Raw genomic sequence first — 17,709 nt, 5'->3', positions numbered from 1 at the left:
AAGTGAAACGTATTAAGCCGTCAGCCACTTATTTCGGGAGAGAATAATGAATAATAATTTTGGTCAATTGCTGGTCGAAGGAAACAACCTTGTTAAAGATTTTCCAATCAATAGTAACGCCCTAAAACAACCAATGATGCGAGCGATCAACGACGTATCCTTCAAGATGTACAAAAGCAGAGGCCTTGCTGTGGTTGGCGAATCTGGGTCTGGAAAATCTACCACAGCAAAAATGATAGCCAAAATGTATGCGCCGACTAGTGGTGAAATCATTTATAAAGGAACGAATATACAAAACATAAAAAAAAGAGCGGACCTTAAACGTTACCGTGAAGGTGTTCAAATGGTCTGGCAAGACCCCTTTGGTTCCTTAAACCCAACACACAATATTTTTCATCATATTGCGCGCCCTTTATTGATCCATAAAAAAGTACGTTCAGGGAATAAAAAAGAGCTACAAGAACGCGTTTACGAACTGCTACTACAGGTCGGTCTTACGCCAGCAAAGGAGACAGCGGAAAAATTCCCTCATCAGCTTTCTGGTGGCCAGCGCCAGCGCGTCAATTTAGCCCGAAATATCGCCGTTGGAGCCGAAGTGGTATTGGCTGACGAACCCACTTCCATGTTGGATGTATCCATACGAGCAGGCGTTCTTAATCTAATGGAAGAGATGAAATTTGAGAAACAGATGTCTCTACTCTATATCACTCATGACATCGCCACCGCTCGCTATATTGCAGAGGACCTTGCCGTTATGTATGTCGGTCATATGGTAGAATGGGGAGATACCGAAGAGATCATTCATGATCCTCAACACCCTTACACGCAATTACTCATTTCGGCCGTGCCAGATCCTAAGAAATCTATTCACGAAACTCTGCAAGGCAATAAAGGTGAAATACCGCTATGGACCCCTAGCTCTACCGGTTGTCCATTCGCTGGTCGTTGCACGCACGCGATGGCTAGATGCTCAGAACAGCTGCCTGAGATCACCCAGCTATCAAACAATCATTTTGTTCGCTGTTATCTGTATTAATTTTATTACCCGGAGAGGTATATGAAAATTTTAGTCAATCACATAGGTTATGAAGTCTACGGCCCTAAACAGGCGCTGATCAGCACTCAAAGCAGCTCATTTAGCCTAAAAACCATTGAGCTGCATTGCGCGATAACAGATAAAAAGTTGGCTTCATATCTAGTAACTCATCACTATACGGTAGCAAATTGGCATACTGGTCGTTACTTAAAAGTTGATTTTAGTATATTTACTCGCTCTGGGCAGTTTTATCTAAAAGCGGGAGATCTCTGCTCATCAACATTTGAGCTAGGTGAAGGCATTCTGATGCAGCGTACCTTTTCAGATCTGCTGCATTATTTCAAGTCACAACGCTGCGGTGGTATCTTTGACGAGCAAGATAAGCAAGCCCCTCTACTCAACAGTGACAAAACTGCAAATGTTAGCGGCGGTTGGTACGATGCCTCTGGGGATGTGAGCAAATATTTAAGTCATCTCTCTTATGCTAACTACCTGAACCCTCAGCAGACACCAATGGTTGTCTGGAACATGTTAAAAGGGCTATCCCTTTTAGACAGTACTTCTTTATACTCTACGTCGCTCAAAGATAGTGCACTGTTCGCTGATTTTTCACGCACTCGACTAATAGAAGAAGCTCTATTTGGCGCTGATTTTCTTGTCCGTATGCAGGATGAACAAGGTTTTTTCTATACCACCGTATTTGATAAGTGGAGCAAAGACATAGCTCAAAGAGAAATCTGTGCCTACACATCGCAAGATGGCATTAAATCCGATGATTTCCAAGCTGGGTTTCGTCAAGGTGGTGGTGTTGCGATTGCTGCTCTTGCGGCGGCGTCACGTATAGAGACTCATGGCGAGTACAACCAATCCGAATACTTAGCTAGTGCAGAGAAAGGCTATCTACATTTACGCGATAATAATAAGCAATATCTAGACAACGGCGAAGAAAACATTATTGATGAATATTGCGCTCTACTCGCCTGTAGCGAATTATACCGCGCAACCAAAACACCCTTTTATCTCAGCGAAGCTAGAGATTGGGCTATACGCCTAAGCAAAAGGCAGCACTCGGATAGCAATATTAACCATTATTGGTCTGCCAACAATGATGGCACTCGTCCATATTTTCATGCTAGCGAAGCCGGTTTACCAGTCATTGCCTTATGTGAATACTTATCGATTGAACCCGAAGATAATGTAAAAAAATCAATAAAATCAACAGTCGGGTTTGCCATGATCTTTGAGCTCACTATAACCCAAAAAGTGTCTAACCCTTTCGGCTACCCTCGCCAATATGTTAAGGCGCTAGATGGCGCAAAACAGGATAATTTCTTTATTCCACATAACAATGAATCTGGCTACTGGTGGCAAGGAGAAAATGCTCGCATTGCCTCTTTAGCTGTCGCGACCTTTCTCTCTTTGCCCTATATTGACGACGTTACTTTGAAGCTGAAACTCAACCAATACGCACACAACTGCATGAACTGGATTTTAGGTCTCAACCCATTTGATATCTGCATGCTAGATGGTCACGGCCGAAATAACCCTAACTATTTGCCTAAACTAGGTTTCTTTAATGCCAAGGGCGGGATTTGCAATGGCATAACCTCTGGCTTTGAAGATGAAAACGACATCGCTTTCAATCCAAAAAATCAAAAAGATGACATGGTGCAAAACTGGCGTTGGGGAGAGCAATGGATCCCGCATGGTGCGTGGTACTTGCTTGCTATCATGGCCCAAACATCCTATCAACATGGCGAAGAAGAGCCAATCGCTAAAAAAGGAGACGAGCTGTGACATTATATTATGTTGGTATTGATGGTGGAGGAACGTCTTGTCGAGCAAGGATTCGTGATGAATTGGGCACTCTAATTGGCGAAGCAAGCAGTGGAAGCGCTAATATTCTTCTTGGTACTCAACTGGCCATGAACTCAATACATACGGCAATATCCAACGCGGCAAAACAAGGTAATCTGACTGAAAATGATTATAAAAATATGCATGTTGGATTAGCGCTAGCAGGTGCTGAACAACGTTCCGCATGGAATGAGTTAATGTCCATCCCACACCCATTCGCCAGCGTTACATTAAACACCGATGCTTATGGCGCATGTATTGGTGCTCACGCAGGTAAAAATGGCGCTATTATGATATCAGGCACCGGTTCGTGTGGGATCTACTTAAAAAATCATAAACAACATGTCGTCGGTGGACGCGAATTCCCTATTTCTGATCTAGGCAGCGGCGCAATGATGGGCTTAGACCTTATACAACAGACACTGCTCGCTTATGATGAAATTCACCCTCATACAGAACTTTCACAACATGTTTTCCATTATTTCGAACAAGATGTCGACAACATTGTCACTTGGTCTAAAACAGCGAAACCCAAAGATTACGCCCAGTTTGCACCACTAATTTTTGAACTAGCCGATAAGGGTGACGAATTGGCAGTGGCCCTGTTGAAAAAGACGGCCAACGACATTGAAATGTATTTAATAGCTCTGAACCGAAAAGGGGCGAACAAAATCGCCCTAATGGGTGGCATTGCCCAACGAATAGAAAATTGGCTATCCCCTCCCGTTCAACAATGGATTGTAAAACCGCAATTTGATGCCATTGAAGGTGCCATTATGTTCGCGGGAAAACCAGTACATAACCTATATACTGTTGAAGACAGTAAGGCTTGAAGATGACCTATAAACTTGATACTACCGTACTTACCGAACGTGACAACCAAAGCACACTCGCATTAACATTGCATAATGTAGACAACCACAGTGTGAATAATTGGACTCTGCATTTTACGTTTGACCGTTATATTCAACCTAAATCTGTCTCAAATGGACATATTAAACAGATTGGCAGCTATTGTGTTTTTACCCCTGATAATGGCGAAATGTTAGCAAAAAACGGCCCATATTCTCTAGAATTTACCATTGAAACCCCACCTTTGCGTTTTTATTCGGATGGGTTATTTGACGCTTTTTTGCAACAAAACAGTCCACATTCTGACAAGATTGCCAATGTAAAACAAAGGTTTGCTGTCGACGTTTCTAACTTATCTTTGATTTGTGCTCACATAAAGAAAACAGAAGTCGCTCAAGTTAACGTCGCTGAATTATCTTTGATTCCAATACCGACACAATTAACAAGACTAGATGACACTTTTACTTTTCACTCGCTTGCCATTGCCTCTACTGAACTCTCTTTCGATGCCGTAACTTGGTTCAATCAGGAGTTATTGTCCAGAACAGGCATCAAGGCAGAATTAAGTAGCCTTGCATCTGCCAATATTTTATTGAAAACAAACAAATACTTAGAAGATGAAGCTTATCATCTCACTATTAGCCCAAATAAAATTACTATTGAATCTAGTACGCACAATGGTTTTATTTATGCCGAAGCGAGTTTATTACAATTGTTGCAACAGTCGAATGGGCTCAATACTCTTCCCTGCCTAGAGATCAGTGATAAACCAAATTATCGTTATCGAGGAATGATGTTAGATTGCGCTAGACACCTCCACTCTATCGATAAAATTAAGCAAATAATTAACCAACTGGCCTACTACAAGTTCAATACATTTCATTGGCACTTAACTGACGATGAAGGTTGGAGAATTGAGATCGACGCTTTTCCTGAGCTTACTCAGGTAGGCGCATGGCGCGGACCGGATAAAACTATCCACCCTCAATTTTCGTTTGCGTCTGAATGCTATGGTGGTTTTTATACGAAAGAACAGATTCGAGATGTTGTTGAGTATGCGAATAGAAGGGGGATAAACGTTATACCCGAAATCGATATTCCCGGTCACTGCCGAGCCGCTATTTTGTCGCTACCTCACCTTTTGATAGAAGACGAAGACAAATCAGAATATCGCAGTATTCAACATTATACCGACAATGTACTCAACCCCGGTATACAAGGTACCTACAACTTTATTGATACTGTTATCGACGAAATATGTGAGTTATTCCCATCTAAATATATACATATTGGTGCTGACGAAGTACCGAGTGGCGTCTGGGAAAATAGCCCTGCTTGCCAGCGATTATTAAATCAAGAAGGTTACACAGAATACCCGCAGTTACAGGGGCATTTATTACGCCATGTAGAAAAACGGCTGCAAAATATAGGCAGGAGAATGCTTGGCTGGGAAGAGGCCCAACACGGCAATAAAGTGAGTAATGAAACCGTTATCTATGCTTGGCAAAATGAAGCCGCAGCCATTAAATGCGCAACACAAGGTTTTGATGTGGTACTGCAACCCGGTCAATATACCTACTTAGATATGGCACAAGATTTTAACCCTGAAGAGAGCGGCGTACACTGGGCAAACGTGCTACCACTTGAAAAAGTTTACTGCTACCAACCATTAGCAGATCTGGCCAAAAACGCCCCCATCAGAGAGAAAGTTTTAGGTATTCAATGTGCGCTTTGGTGCGAATTGATACCTACGGAAAAACAGCTCGACTATATGCTCTATCCAAGGCTATTAGCTGTTGCGGAAACCGCTTGGTCTCAAACAAATAATAGAATATGGAAAGGTTTTCTCTCACGACTTAAAGGACACCTTCCAATATTGCAGCAGCAAGGTATTCACTTTCGCGACCCATGGAAAGAGTCGTTGCATAAATAGCCTATGAGTTACTGAGTCGTACCCAATATATACGGTTTAACCTCATCTATTGGGTAATTATGTTGCTCAATTCGGCGGTTCAGTTTCTCTACTCTAGAGGTAGGGTTTGGGTGAGTAGAAAGAAAATTATAATCTTGTTCTGATTGGTCTGAAATTCTCTCAAAAAAGTCGGTGGCACCACCTGCATGTCCATAAGTTCGAACGAGTAGATCAAGCGCGAATAGATCCGCCACTTCTTCTTGGTCTTGAGAGTACTGGGCTTGAAAGCTCATTGCTGTATTTGAAATCAATTCGTTTACGTCACTATCCACGCCCAATAAAAACGTAGAGATAACCGCAATACCTAAACCTCGGCCGAGTCCTCGTAAATGGTCACGAGAATCAAAGTGTCCGAGCTCATGGCTAAGTACCATGTCGAGTTCATTCTCTGATTCAATGACACTAAGCAAACCTGAATAGACAATAATATTTCCGCCCGGCAACGCCATGGCATTAACCTGATCATCATCTCCGAGATAAACCTGAAAATCATACTGCTTTAAGATCGAGTCGCTAGGGAGTTTTTCTATCATTCGATTAAGTCGTAAACTCAATTCTGCATTAGGCACGGCATCAAAGTTTTCGACAATACTGTCGGAAAATACGGCTTCTATTTCTGGTGATGTTTTTGATACTGCCCAGTCAGTCATCATACCAAGAGAAATAAATATTACGCCTGTCAAAAATATCAGTCCCCCCACTAACCAGAAAAGCTCTATCAATGGATGCTTTTTGGTTACATTGGGGTTTTCTGAAAGAACTTTCGGCGTATATTTAATCATCGCAATTTGCTACTGATTGGAGTTAATGTACGCTGTCCCGTAAGCGACAACTTCAACACTACCTACCTGCCTTTTTTGATTAGCACTATTACCAATCGCGGCGGTTTCTAAACGTAGATTAACCACCATATTCGCGCCTTTAGCCAGTGCCTCTTCTTTCATTCTAAGTATTGCTTCTCTACGCGCTCTATCTACAAGTGATTCATACGAGGTTACATTTCCACCAAATATGTTTCTCAACGTAGCCAACAGTCGCTTAAAATAATCGATGGAAATAACCACATTACCCGTAACAAGTTCTGTTCGTTGGCTGGAAGCATCTTTAGGCTCCCACTTAGTGGTAATAACAGGAATATGGATGAGTTCACGCTCTCGTTTTTCGATTGATGCATAATGAGCCCGCTCAAAATACGAACCAGCTCCGTAACCCACACAAACCAAAATGAGGAAGATAACAATATTTAGATTCTGCAGTATCAGTTCCATACGATCACCTATACCACTTTAACTGCGGTACCGTAGACGAAAAGTTCGGCTGCGCCTTGAGCAACAGATGATGTTGCAAAACGAATGTTGACGATGGCATTCGCACCCATTAACTCCGCTTGATCTCCCATTCGATTCATCGCCTCTTCACGGGAGTCTTGTAGTAATTCTGTGTAACCTTTAAGTTCACCACCAATGAGATTCTTAAGGCCCGCCATAAAATCTCTACCAACGTGTTTCGCCCGAACAGTACTCCCTTGAACAATACCAAAATGCTCAACAATTTCTTTTCCTGGTACCGTTTCAATATTCGTATAGATCATTATCGTCCCCTAGCAAACATACATTATTCAATCTCAGAAATATGAAACCACATTACATTCTATCTAATTGTAATGTCAAAGATTTATTACATAGCAGTAGATTAAGTATGACCTCGAAGCACGAACTTAAAATCGTCAGAGGATCCAGGTATAATGACTTATAAGAATGCCAATATAGATTGCTCTTCTAATGCAATACTGACGGTATCACCAACCGATATTGCCGACGCGGCTGTCGCAACGAGTTTAGTATCATCTATCTCGATAACATAGCGACATTGATCCCCCATAAATAACTGTTCCACAACCTTAGCGACCCCTGCTACATTCTGAGACACTTGCACGTACTGCGGTCGTATTAGCAATAGGCAGTCGTCACCATTTGCTATATTCCCTTTTGATTGAGCAGTAATGACACCAAACACCGTCTCAAATTTTGTTTCGCTGATTTTTTTTGCCGCTAAATAACTGCCACCACCAAGGAAATTGGCAACAAATTTACTCGACGGTTGATGGTAAAGATCGGAAGCTTCACCAAATTGTTCAATAACACCATTGTTCATAACCGCCATCTTATCCGCGAAGGCAAATGCCTCTTCACGGCTATGAGTCACGAAGATTGCCGTTACACCCTGCTGCTTAAAAATTTTGCGAATCTGCAATATTAGATCGTGCCGTACTTGAGTATCGATATTGGAAAAAGGTTCATCTAGCAAAAGTAGGTTTGGCTTATATGAAAGGGAGCGGGCAATCGCAATACGCTGCTGCTGACCGCCGGATAACTGATGAGGATATCGATTTTGATAACCGGGAAGATGTATCAGCGCCAACATTTCGTCGACTATCTTCAGCTTCTCTGCGGTGGAGACTTCTCGTAGCCCGAATGCGATATTTTCTGCAACAGTCAGATGCGGAAAAAGGGCGTAATCTTGAAAGATCATACCAATATGGCGCTGTTCAGGTGGCAACCAACTTTCGCCATCATCCAACAATTGGTCATTCAGACTCATGGTACCGCTCGTTAACGGAAGCAGCCCCGCAATTGCCTTTAATAGTGTTGTTTTTCCGCAACCGCTCGCACCAAGCAGGCAGACTATTTCGCCCTGCTCAACCTCAAGGGAGAGTGATTCCAGAACGTTTTCATTCTCGTACTGGCAGGTCAAATTGTTGATGGATAAGGTACTACTCATTAATGTGCCTGTTCTAAAGATCGATTGATAACGATAAGAGGGATTAAACCTACCAGTATTAACAAGACGGCAGGTAGTGCGCCCAACTCTAGGTGTTCATCTGAGACAAAATTGTAAACATACGTCGCTAAGGTTTCGAAGTTAAATGGTCTTAACAACAGAGCAGCATTGAGCTCTTTCATTGATTCAATAAATACCAACAAGCCTGCGACCAAAACACCGCGTCTAACCAAAGGCAAATGAACGCGTTTTAACATCTGATTCTGATTGCACCCCATTGTTCTACTGGCCATATCCATAGACGGGGATATTTTGTTTAAGCTACTTTCCACGCTACCAATCGCAACAGCAGAAAATCGCACCACCATAGCAAATATCATGGCAAACATTGAACCAGAAAGAACCAAGCCGGGTCTTCCCCATTCCATCTGTTTGGCGATATCGTTTATCCAGTGGTCCATCGTAAGCACTGGAGCCATGACACCAATCGCTAACACAGTACCTGGCACCGCATAACCTAGAGAGGCCAAACGCATAAATGTCACACTCAAACGGTTACCATTGAGTCGATGTGAGAAATTGACCACCAATGCTACCAGTATCGCGATGAGAGCCGCAATAATAGAGACCTGCAAACTATTCACCGCATACTGTCTGAATTCTTCCGTCCAGCTTTGCGAAAAATATTTATACGCGTAGATAAGTAGCTGGCCCAATGGCAAGATAAACGCGACGGAAACCAGCCCCCAACACCATGTTAGTGCTAACCATTTCTTCCACCCATGGAGTGTATAACGCAACTCTTCGTGGCTAGTAAAGTTTGCCTGAAACAGCTTTTGCTTTCTCCGGCTATAACGTTCGGTGCTCAATAATAGGATAACCACGAGCAACATAATCGCAGATATTTTTGCCGCTGCATTGAGATTTGAATAACCAAGCCACGTATCGTAAACGGCCGTGGTTAAAGTATTAACTGAAAAATAGCTAACCGTGCCAAAATCGCCAATCGTTTCCATTGCCACCAAAGACAAACCCACGGCAATGGAAGGACGTGCGAGAGGAAGAGACAATCGTCTAAAGCTTTCGAATGGCGAGCACCGAAGTAGCCTTGCCGATTGCAGTAAACTGGCACTCTGCTCCATAAAGGCGGCTCTGGCCATCAAATAAACATAGGGATAAAAAACCAAAGCTAAAATGGCCATCGCACCACCTAGCGAGCGTAGATCAGGGAACCAGTAGTCTCCAGCCTGCCAGCCAAAAAACGCCCGAATGAATATCTGTATTGGACCCGCATAATCAAACCAGTCCGTAAAAATATACCCAACAACGTAGCCTGGCATAGCCAACGGCAGTACGAGTGCCCACTGCAATATTCTTTCACCCGGTAATCGGCACATCGCCATTAACCATGCACTTGGCACGCCAAATAACAGCGCTAAAACAAGCACACCCAATACAAGAACGACAGTGTTGTAGATATAGGTAGGCATTACCGTAGAAATTAGATGTGCAAAAAGATCACCTGAGTCACCAAGCGACAAATAGAAGATAGCTAAGATCGGCAAAACCAGTAGCAGAGACAAACTCCCACTACTGGCTTTCCAAATACGATTTTTTTCTTTCATTTATATAACAGCATATAAAATAAATGCACTCGATTTAATATGTCGTCACTTCCGTGTAAACGAGAGTCTTTGTAAAGTCATATCCCCACTTTCATGCAGTGCTGTTCGGTTAGAACAAAAAAAACCGTCATTCCCGTGGAGACGGGAATCTTGATGAAATTAGATCCCCGCTTTCGTAGGATGACGTTGCTTTTGTAGGGACACAGAGTTAGATAGCCTTAACCTAACTACATTACACTTTCGTTGGAGTTACGGGTTAGTTCACCCTTATTAAAGGTCAAACTTCACTTCGTCCAATAATTTTACCGCTTTACTATGATTGGCGGCTATCTCTTCTAATGCAAGATCATCTGCTTTAAAATCACCCCAAGATGCGACAAGTTCAGATCGCTTCACACCTTCTTTAACTGGGTATTCGAAGTTCACTTCAGCATACATTTTTTGAGCAATATCGCCAGTTAGGAATTCCATCAGTTTTACCGCATTCTCTTTGTTTGGAGAATACTTAGCCATTGCCATGCCGCTTACATTGACATGAGTACCGGTGGTATTTTGATTCGGGTAGTTAATATAAACTGCATCAGCCCATGCTTTTTGCTCTTTATCGTTAACCATTTTACCTAGGTAATAGCTATTTCCTAATGAAACATCACATAAACCTTCTTTGATCGCTTTTACTTGACCACGATCGTTACCTTGAGGTTTACGTGCTAGATTCGCTTTGACACCTTCTAACCAAGTTTTGGTTTCAGCTTCACCCTTATGCGCTATCATCGCAGAAACAAGGGAAACGTTGTAAGCATGCTTACCAGAACGTGTACAAATTTTACCTTTATATTCTGGATTCGCTAAATCTGCATAATCAAATTCCGCACCCAACTTACCCACACGATCGCGAGAAGAATAGACATTACGGCTGCGTAGCGTTAGAGCGAACCACTCATCTTTGCTGTCTCTGTATTGTGTTGGAACGTTTTGTTCAATCACATCATTTTGCACTGGCTGAACGACATCTTTTTCAACTAATTCCGCTAAGCGGCTAATGTCCGTCGTTAAAATTACATCTGCAGGGCTATACTCACCTTCCTGTTGTAGCTTCTCTGCCAAACCTTTCTTAGCAAATTTAACGTTAACTTTGATGCCTGTTTCTTTAGTAAATTCGTTAAACATTGGTTCAACCAAGAACGGTTGACGATAAGAATAAACATTTACCTCTTCGGCAGCAAAAGTAGGTGAGCTAATAGAAATCAAAGCTAGGGCAGAAAGAGATAGCACTTTTTTCATTGTAATTCCTTAAACATAGATGCAAATGATAATAGTTATCGTTCGCTATTATATTTAAAAAAATAGTTTCTGCAATGATAAATATCAATAAACAAAAGAAAAACCCGCCACAAGGGCGGGTTTAATATTACGAATTGTTATTACTTATAACTAAAGCCTAATGACGATTACTTTAGAGAAACAAACTCTGGGTAAGCACCAACGCCACAGTCGTGCATGTCCATGCCTTCCATCTCTTCGTCTTCCGTCACTCGGATACCCGTTGTCGCTTTCAGTACAGCCCAAACCACTAGACTTGCTCCGAATACCCAAGCAAAGATAACTGCCGCACCGAGAAGCTGGGCTCCAAATGTTGCATCCGCATTGCTTACAGGAACAACCAATAAACCAAATAGACCACATACACCGTGTACAGAGATAGCACCAACGGGATCATCAATCTTGATTTTATCAAACGCGATAATAGAGAATACAACGAGCGCGCCTGCCACTACACCGATGATAATCGCGGCAACAGGTGATGGTGATAGTGGGTCAGCGGTAATAGCGACAAGACCGGCTAATGCACCATTCAAAATCATCGTTAGGTCTGCTTTACCCCATGTTGTTTTACACACCAGTAGAGCGGCGATAGCACCTGCGGCTGCGGCAGCATTCGTGTTTAGGAATATTTGACCTACCGCCGTCGCGTTTTCGAAGTCAGAAAGCATTAACTGAGAACCACCGTTAAAGCCGAACCAACCGAACCAAAGGATAAATGTACCGAGTGTCGCAAGTGGCATATTTGAACCAGGAATTGGGTGAACTTCACCGTTCTTACCATATTTCCCTTTACGAGCACCGAGTAGCAATACACCCGCTAACGCAGCAGCGGCACCAGCCATGTGTACAATACCTGAACCAGCAAAATCACTAAAACCAGCAGCAGCAAGGAAACCACCACCCCAAGTCCAGTATCCTTCAACAGGATAGATAACCCCGGTAAGAACAACAGAGAAGATTAAGAATGCCCATAGTTTCATACGTTCAGCAACCGCACCAGAAACCACTGACATTGATGTCGCCACGAAGACAACTTGGAAGAAGAAATCTGATTCTAGAGAGTGATCTGCGCCTTCAGCTTGTGAACCGATGAGTGCACCAATCGAAGGAATGATGCCACCTTCAGTATTATCTACATACATAATGTTGTAGCCAATCAACAAGAACATGGTACAAGCGATAGCATAAAGTACGAAGTTCTTAGTTAAAATTTCAGTGGTGTTCTTTGAACGAACAAGACCCGCTTCTAGCATGGCAAAACCGGCTGCCATCCACATGACCAACGCACCTGAAATTAAGAAGAAAAAAGTGTCCAGTGCGTAACGAAGTTCAGTTACTGTAGTTAATAGTTCCATTATATATTCTCCAATCCCTTAAAGTGCTTCACTATCCATTTCACCAGTACGAATACGTACAACTTGGCTTAAGTCATAAACGAAAATCTTACCGTCTCCAATTTTTCCTGTGTGTGCAGCTTTGCTTACCGCTTCAATTACGCGATCTACGTTTTCAGCTTGAGTGGCGATTTCCAGTTTTACTTTCGGTAGAAAGTCCACTTGATACTCGGCACCACGGTAAAGTTCTGTGTGTCCTTTTTGACGACCAAAGCCTTTAACTTCGGAGACCGTCATACCTTCAATACCAACATCCGATAAAGCTTCACGAACGTCGTCTAATTTGAATGGTTTTATAATGGCGTTAATTAGTTTCATTGCATCCTCTCTGAGCATATATTCCTTTAACAGTGAAATAACAATCAAGAGCTGTGCCAGTTTTATATCTCATTGTTTTTGTTAATCTTTAGTGTTTAAAAACAAAGCAAGCTCTAATTTTCGCACCGTATTGGTGCGCAAGACTCACTAAATTAAGGCAGGAATAAAGCAAGCCCCAAATTTGTGCAGGTTATAGTTTCAACACTGAATCGGGGTATGAATACAGGGGGATTGGCCGAGGAAAATTAAAAGGAATACCGCAATCTCAATCAGGTATCTGGGGTTATCTAACAGTATCATTTGCGTGACTTCTAAATTAACCTGAATGCATTAATGTTTATTACACATTTAGGTCAATGAGACGATAAAAGTACATAGAGAAAAAATGAATATTTCTGAATGCCATAAAAAACAGATAAAAAGAGTTTGCGACTATATAAGTAGTAACTTAGATGACGATATGTCACTTGAAATGCTAAGCCGCGTTGCGGCATGCTCAAAATTTCATTTTCATCGTATTTTTAAATCATATATGGGATTAAGCGTTATCCAATTTGTTCAGCTTAGTAGAATGAAACGTGCTTCGTTTCGGTTAGTGTTTGAACCAGAACAAAGTATTACAAATATCGCCTATGAAGCTCATTTCGATAGCCCAGAAGCATTTTCTCGTGCATTTTCAAGGATATTTGAGCAATCGCCTTCTCAATTTAGACGTCGTCCGGAGTGGCCATTTTGGCACTCAAAATATGAATTTAATCCACCTATTAACGGAGATAAAATAATGGACGTTAACGTTATCGATTTTGACGAAAGACCTGTTGCCCTTATAGAACACAAAGGTAATCCTCAAAAGGTTTATGATACGGCGAGTAAGTTTATCGCATGGAGAAAATCTACTGGTCTATCCCCTATTAAGAACAATGAAACCTTTGGTGTTCCCTACGGTGACCCAAATGATACCGTAGAAGAAAGTTTTCGATTTGAGATCTGTGGAAGCCATGAAGGTGCTGTCCCAGAAAATGAGTTTGGCGTAAAGGCGGGTATCATTCCATCGGGTCGATGTGCTTTGGCAATTCATCATGGTAGCCATGATTCCATAAGCGACACAGTCTATTATTTATACCAACAATGGTTGCCAAAAAGTGGCCAAGATCTAAGAGATTTCCCTTGTTTTTTCCAATATATGAACTTTGTTCATGAAGTGAATGAAAACGAATTAATCACAAAGATCTACCTACCGTTGGCCTAACTGGCTCTCATAGTTAGATCCTAGTAAGCGATAACCTTGCAAGTATGGATAACGTTATCGCTTTAGATACGCTCGGTAAGCAGGCAGTACCATCATTCCAATACAGAAAATAACCATTGAAAGTGCACCAAATAGTGTGCGCTCACTCCATCCAAGTTCGATGAAGAAACCGAAAATCCACGGCGCGGCGGCGGTAGCAAAAATCATCAGTGAGGTCATCATAGAACGGATTGCACCGATGTTTTCGGTTCCATAAACTTCAGCCCACAGTGCGTTTATCACTGGACCCGACACCCCAATTCCCATACCAAATAACGTCATAAATACAACGGCTGACCAGCTTTGGTTGAATACGGAAAGTACACATAATCCAAAAAACAAAGGGATGATCATGAAAGGAAGTAAATGCTTCGCACTGTACTTGTCTACCAAACTTCCGGTCACCATCGAGCTTAACCAATGCATGATACCGTAAGCAATAAAACTGTTTGCCAATAAGCTGGGTGCCCACTCTTTTTGAGTTAACAGAAAATTTTGCTGTATAAACACGCCAGTCACGACAAAAGGCGCAGCCATAACAGCGGGTAAAATCGCCCAAAATCGCCAATCTGATAACACGTGTCGCCGACCGCTTTTATTATCCGCTTGTCCCTGAACATTGGTTTTTTTAACATTAGGTTTAATGTGAGGCGATTTAGCCAACAGAATGTGAGCAAGCGGTAAGTAAGCAAAAGCCACTATCATTGCAAAAACTAGCCAGCTTGAACGCCAACCTAGCCAGCTGATTAATAGCACAACAATGATAGGTAAAATCACTTCACCTAATGCGACACCACTAGACGCTAAGCTAATCGCTTTTCCTCTTTGATGAGAATATGAACGAATCATAGTGGTCTGTGCGGTATGAGGAAGTAACCCTTGCCCCGTTAATCTCAACATATAAAAAGCAAAGAACAGCATGATGGGAGAAATAACGTAAGACATAACGACACAAGCTATCACTAATATGACGGCGACAAGCGTAACAAAACGACGAACATTCCACTTATCGACTAACCCGCCAACAAACATAATAGTCATGCTGCTACAAAGCGTTGCGATAGCATATATCATTCCGTAATCAGTCGCCGACAAGGCTAAGTCGTTCTGGATGTCTGCGCCAAACCAACTTAAAAAGAAAGATTGTCCGACATTTCCAATGAACACGGTCAAAAAACCAAATGACAATAACGGCCATTGCTGGCGAATGAAATGGAGATAGCTGCTCATGATACCCTTTAACGAAACGTGATTTGGCCTGAACTGAGGATGCTTACTTAGCGTTATACTTGATGAAATCACACCAAGACTGGATGAGTTGCTCAAAGTCTTCGAAACCACAACCGGCATCGCTCTCACAGTCATAAAAATCGAATTCGCTGTCATGCAACGTATCATCTTCATGCGCTAATGCGTTTTCTTGGACGGTCACTTCGTCTCGTCGAATTACAATGCTGATTTCTTTACCGAGCAGCGAATACTCTTGGGAATCTTCTGATTTTATCTGCTCTATTGCCACCAGTAGTGACGCAATACGGACTTTATCGGTATATATTTCTTGTTCTAACCAACGACCAATTACTTCGTGACCCATACTGCACTTAATGCGGTACTCACCAGTTAAACCTTTAACAAATTGATATTCCATGAATTGTATTCTCGATAACTCGGCATTAACATCGGTACAAAAGATAAGACCACCGCATTGGCGGTGGTCTTATCTTCAATTCACTGCAGTGATTACGCTTGCGGTCTCATTGCTGGGAATAAGATAACGTCGCGAATAGTATGCGTGTTAGTAAACAGCATCACTAAACGGTCGATTCCAATACCTTGACCAGCTGTTGGCGGTAAACCGTGTTCTAGAGCCGTGATATAGTCTGCGTCGTAGTACATCGCTTCATCATCACCAGCATCTTTTGCGTCTAGCTGTGCTTTAAACCGAGCATCTTGATCTTCTGCATCATTAAGCTCAGAGAAGCCGTTAGCCACTTCACGACCACCAATAAAGAACTCAAAACGATCGGTAATAAAGGTATTATCATCATTACGACGAGCAAGTGGCGAGATATCTGCTGGATACTCTGTGATGAACGTTGGCTGCATCAGTTGTGGTTCAGCCGTTTCACCAAAGATCTCTTCAAGCAGTTGTCCACATGTCCAGAATGGTTCAACATTGATATGTAAAGACTTAGCAATATTCACCATAAAATCACGATCTTGTACGTGATCATAGGTCATCGACTGTATGTCAGCGCGTTCTGGGCTGTACTGTTTAATCGCTTCTAACATACTCATTCGAGGATATGTGCCGCCAAACTCTACCAATTCTTCCCCGTAAGGCATTGAAGTCGCACCAAGTACCTCTAAAGACACCGTACGCAGCATCTCTTCGGTCAGATCCATAAGGTCATTGTAATCTGCGTACGCCATGTAGAATTCCATCATAGTAAATTCTGGGTTATGTCGTGGAGAAAGCCCTTCATTACGGAAACTACGGTTAATTTCAAATACGCGATCAAAACCACCTACGACTAAACGCTTCAAATACAGCTCAGGTGCAATGCGGAGATACATATCGATATCTAACGCATTGTGATGGGTGATAAATGGACGTGCAACTGCACCACCAGGGATAACATGCATCATTGGTGTTTCTACTTCCATGAACTGCTTATAAATCATGAAATTACGAATTGCAGTGACCAGCTTAGAACGGATAATGAAAGCGGTACGAGAGTCTTCGTTCACAATAAGGTCAACGTAACGCTGACGGTAACGCATCTCTTGGTCGGTTAAACCGTGGAATTTTTCAGGCAATGGACGTAATGCTTTTGTCAGCAATACATACTCTTCCATATTCACGTAAAGATCACCTTTACCTGATTTATGTAGAACACCTTTTACGCCAACGATATCTCCGATATCTAAGCCCTGATATTTTTCTTTTAATTCATTTTGAACCGGTTTCGCAGCGTAAGCTTGAATGCGGCCAGAGGTTTCTTGAATCACTAAAAATGGACCACGCTTAGCCATAATACGACCAGCAATAGCAACAGTTAGACTCAACTCTTCTAGCTCTTCTTTCGTTTTTTCACCGAATTGCGCTTGAATATCGCCCGCTAAACTATCGCGACGAAAATCGTTAGGGTGACCATTTGCTTTACAGTTAGTGCGGATGTTATCTAATTTAGCACGACGCTCAGCAATCAGCTTATTCTCTTCTACGTTTGGCTGTTGTACCTGTTCAGTCATTTTAT

16 protein-coding genes are annotated in these 17,709 nt (G+C 42.3%); 5 read left to right on the top strand and 11 right to left on the bottom strand.

Annotation, left to right across the window (positions count from 1 at the left end; all coding sequences use genetic code 11):
- Positions 1-46 precede the first annotated feature (46 nt).
- The 4 genes from IUZ65_RS02575 to IUZ65_RS02560 are packed head-to-tail and all read left to right on the top strand — an operon-like array spanning position 47 to position 5,678.
- Complete coding sequence (locus IUZ65_RS02575) at positions 47-1,036, top strand: ABC transporter ATP-binding protein (RefSeq protein ID WP_195702244.1); 990 nt, start codon at positions 47-49, stop codon at positions 1,034-1,036.
- Positions 1,037-1,057: 21 nt separating this feature from the next.
- Positions 1,058-2,833, top strand: coding sequence for a glycoside hydrolase family 9 protein (locus IUZ65_RS02570; RefSeq protein ID WP_195702243.1), 1,776 nt, complete (start codon positions 1,058-1,060; stop codon positions 2,831-2,833).
- Positions 2,830-3,726 carry an N-acetylglucosamine kinase gene (locus IUZ65_RS02565; protein ID WP_195702242.1) on the top strand — a complete coding sequence of 299 codons (897 nt, stop codon included), beginning with the start codon at positions 2,830-2,832 and terminating at the stop codon, positions 3,724-3,726. Before IUZ65_RS02570 ends, IUZ65_RS02565 begins: the two co-directional genes overlap by 4 nt.
- A gap of 2 nt (positions 3,727-3,728) precedes the next feature.
- Positions 3,729-5,678, top strand: coding sequence for a beta-N-acetylhexosaminidase (locus tag IUZ65_RS02560; RefSeq protein ID WP_195702241.1), 1,950 nt, complete (start codon positions 3,729-3,731; stop codon positions 5,676-5,678).
- An 8-nt stretch (positions 5,679-5,686) separates the two neighbouring features.
- Here IUZ65_RS02560 and IUZ65_RS02555 read toward each other — a convergent pair whose 3' ends face one another.
- From IUZ65_RS02555 to glnK, 8 genes are all read right to left on the bottom strand, one after another.
- Positions 5,687-6,499 carry a M48 family metallopeptidase gene (locus tag IUZ65_RS02555; protein WP_195702240.1) on the bottom strand — a complete coding sequence of 271 codons (813 nt, stop codon included), beginning with the start codon at positions 6,497-6,499 and terminating at the stop codon, positions 5,687-5,689.
- A 9-nt stretch (positions 6,500-6,508) separates the two neighbouring features.
- Positions 6,509-6,985, bottom strand: coding sequence for a YbjQ family protein (locus IUZ65_RS02550; RefSeq protein WP_195702239.1), 477 nt, complete (start codon positions 6,983-6,985; stop codon positions 6,509-6,511).
- Between the two features lie 8 nt (positions 6,986-6,993).
- Positions 6,994-7,308: a YbjQ family protein gene (locus IUZ65_RS02545; RefSeq protein WP_195702238.1), complete on the bottom strand. Its 315-nt coding sequence runs from the start codon at positions 7,306-7,308 to the stop codon at positions 6,994-6,996.
- Between the two features lie 158 nt (positions 7,309-7,466).
- The gene (locus IUZ65_RS02540; RefSeq protein WP_195702237.1) at positions 7,467-8,498 is read right to left on the bottom strand and encodes an ABC transporter ATP-binding protein; all 1,032 of its coding nucleotides are present in this window, start codon (positions 8,496-8,498) and stop codon (positions 7,467-7,469) included.
- Positions 8,498-10,123, bottom strand: a complete 1,626-nt coding sequence (locus IUZ65_RS02535; RefSeq protein WP_195702236.1) for an ABC transporter permease — start codon at positions 10,121-10,123, stop codon at positions 8,498-8,500. Before IUZ65_RS02535 ends, IUZ65_RS02540 begins: the two co-directional genes overlap by 1 nt.
- Before the next feature lie 270 nt (positions 10,124-10,393).
- Positions 10,394-11,407, bottom strand: a complete 1,014-nt coding sequence (locus IUZ65_RS02530) for a Fe(3+) ABC transporter substrate-binding protein (RefSeq protein WP_195702235.1) — start codon at positions 11,405-11,407, stop codon at positions 10,394-10,396.
- 167 nt (positions 11,408-11,574) lie between these two features.
- Positions 11,575-12,804, bottom strand: a complete 1,230-nt coding sequence (locus IUZ65_RS02525; RefSeq protein WP_195702234.1) for an ammonium transporter — start codon at positions 12,802-12,804, stop codon at positions 11,575-11,577.
- Between the two features lie 18 nt (positions 12,805-12,822).
- Positions 12,823-13,161: a P-II family nitrogen regulator gene (glnK, locus tag IUZ65_RS02520; RefSeq protein ID WP_195702233.1), complete on the bottom strand. Its 339-nt coding sequence runs from the start codon at positions 13,159-13,161 to the stop codon at positions 12,823-12,825.
- Between the two features lie 385 nt (positions 13,162-13,546).
- Here glnK and IUZ65_RS02515 point away from each other — a divergent pair, with 385 nt between their 5' ends.
- Entirely contained in the window at positions 13,547-14,410 is an 864-nt protein-coding gene (locus IUZ65_RS02515) for an AraC family transcriptional regulator (RefSeq protein ID WP_195702232.1), read from the top strand.
- A gap of 54 nt (positions 14,411-14,464) precedes the next feature.
- Here the strand turns inward: IUZ65_RS02515 and IUZ65_RS02510 are convergent, their stop codons facing one another.
- From IUZ65_RS02510 to lysS, 3 genes are all read right to left on the bottom strand, one after another.
- The gene (locus IUZ65_RS02510) at positions 14,465-15,679 is read right to left on the bottom strand and encodes an MFS transporter (RefSeq protein WP_195702231.1); all 1,215 of its coding nucleotides are present in this window, start codon (positions 15,677-15,679) and stop codon (positions 14,465-14,467) included.
- 43 nt (positions 15,680-15,722) lie between these two features.
- Positions 15,723-16,097 (bottom strand): YacL family protein, encoded by a 375-nt coding sequence (locus IUZ65_RS02505; protein ID WP_195702230.1) that lies wholly within the window; start codon positions 16,095-16,097, stop codon positions 15,723-15,725.
- 92 nt (positions 16,098-16,189) lie between these two features.
- Positions 16,190-17,704, bottom strand: coding sequence for a lysine--tRNA ligase (gene lysS / locus IUZ65_RS02500; RefSeq protein ID WP_195702229.1), 1,515 nt, complete (start codon positions 17,702-17,704; stop codon positions 16,190-16,192).
- Between the last annotated feature and the right edge of the window lie 5 nt (positions 17,705-17,709).

The organism is Vibrio sp. VB16 (assembly GCF_015594925.2).
In the GTDB taxonomy this organism is placed as follows: domain Bacteria; phylum Pseudomonadota; class Gammaproteobacteria; order Enterobacterales; family Vibrionaceae; genus Vibrio.
This window is presented reverse-complemented; position numbering and strand designations above follow the sequence as displayed.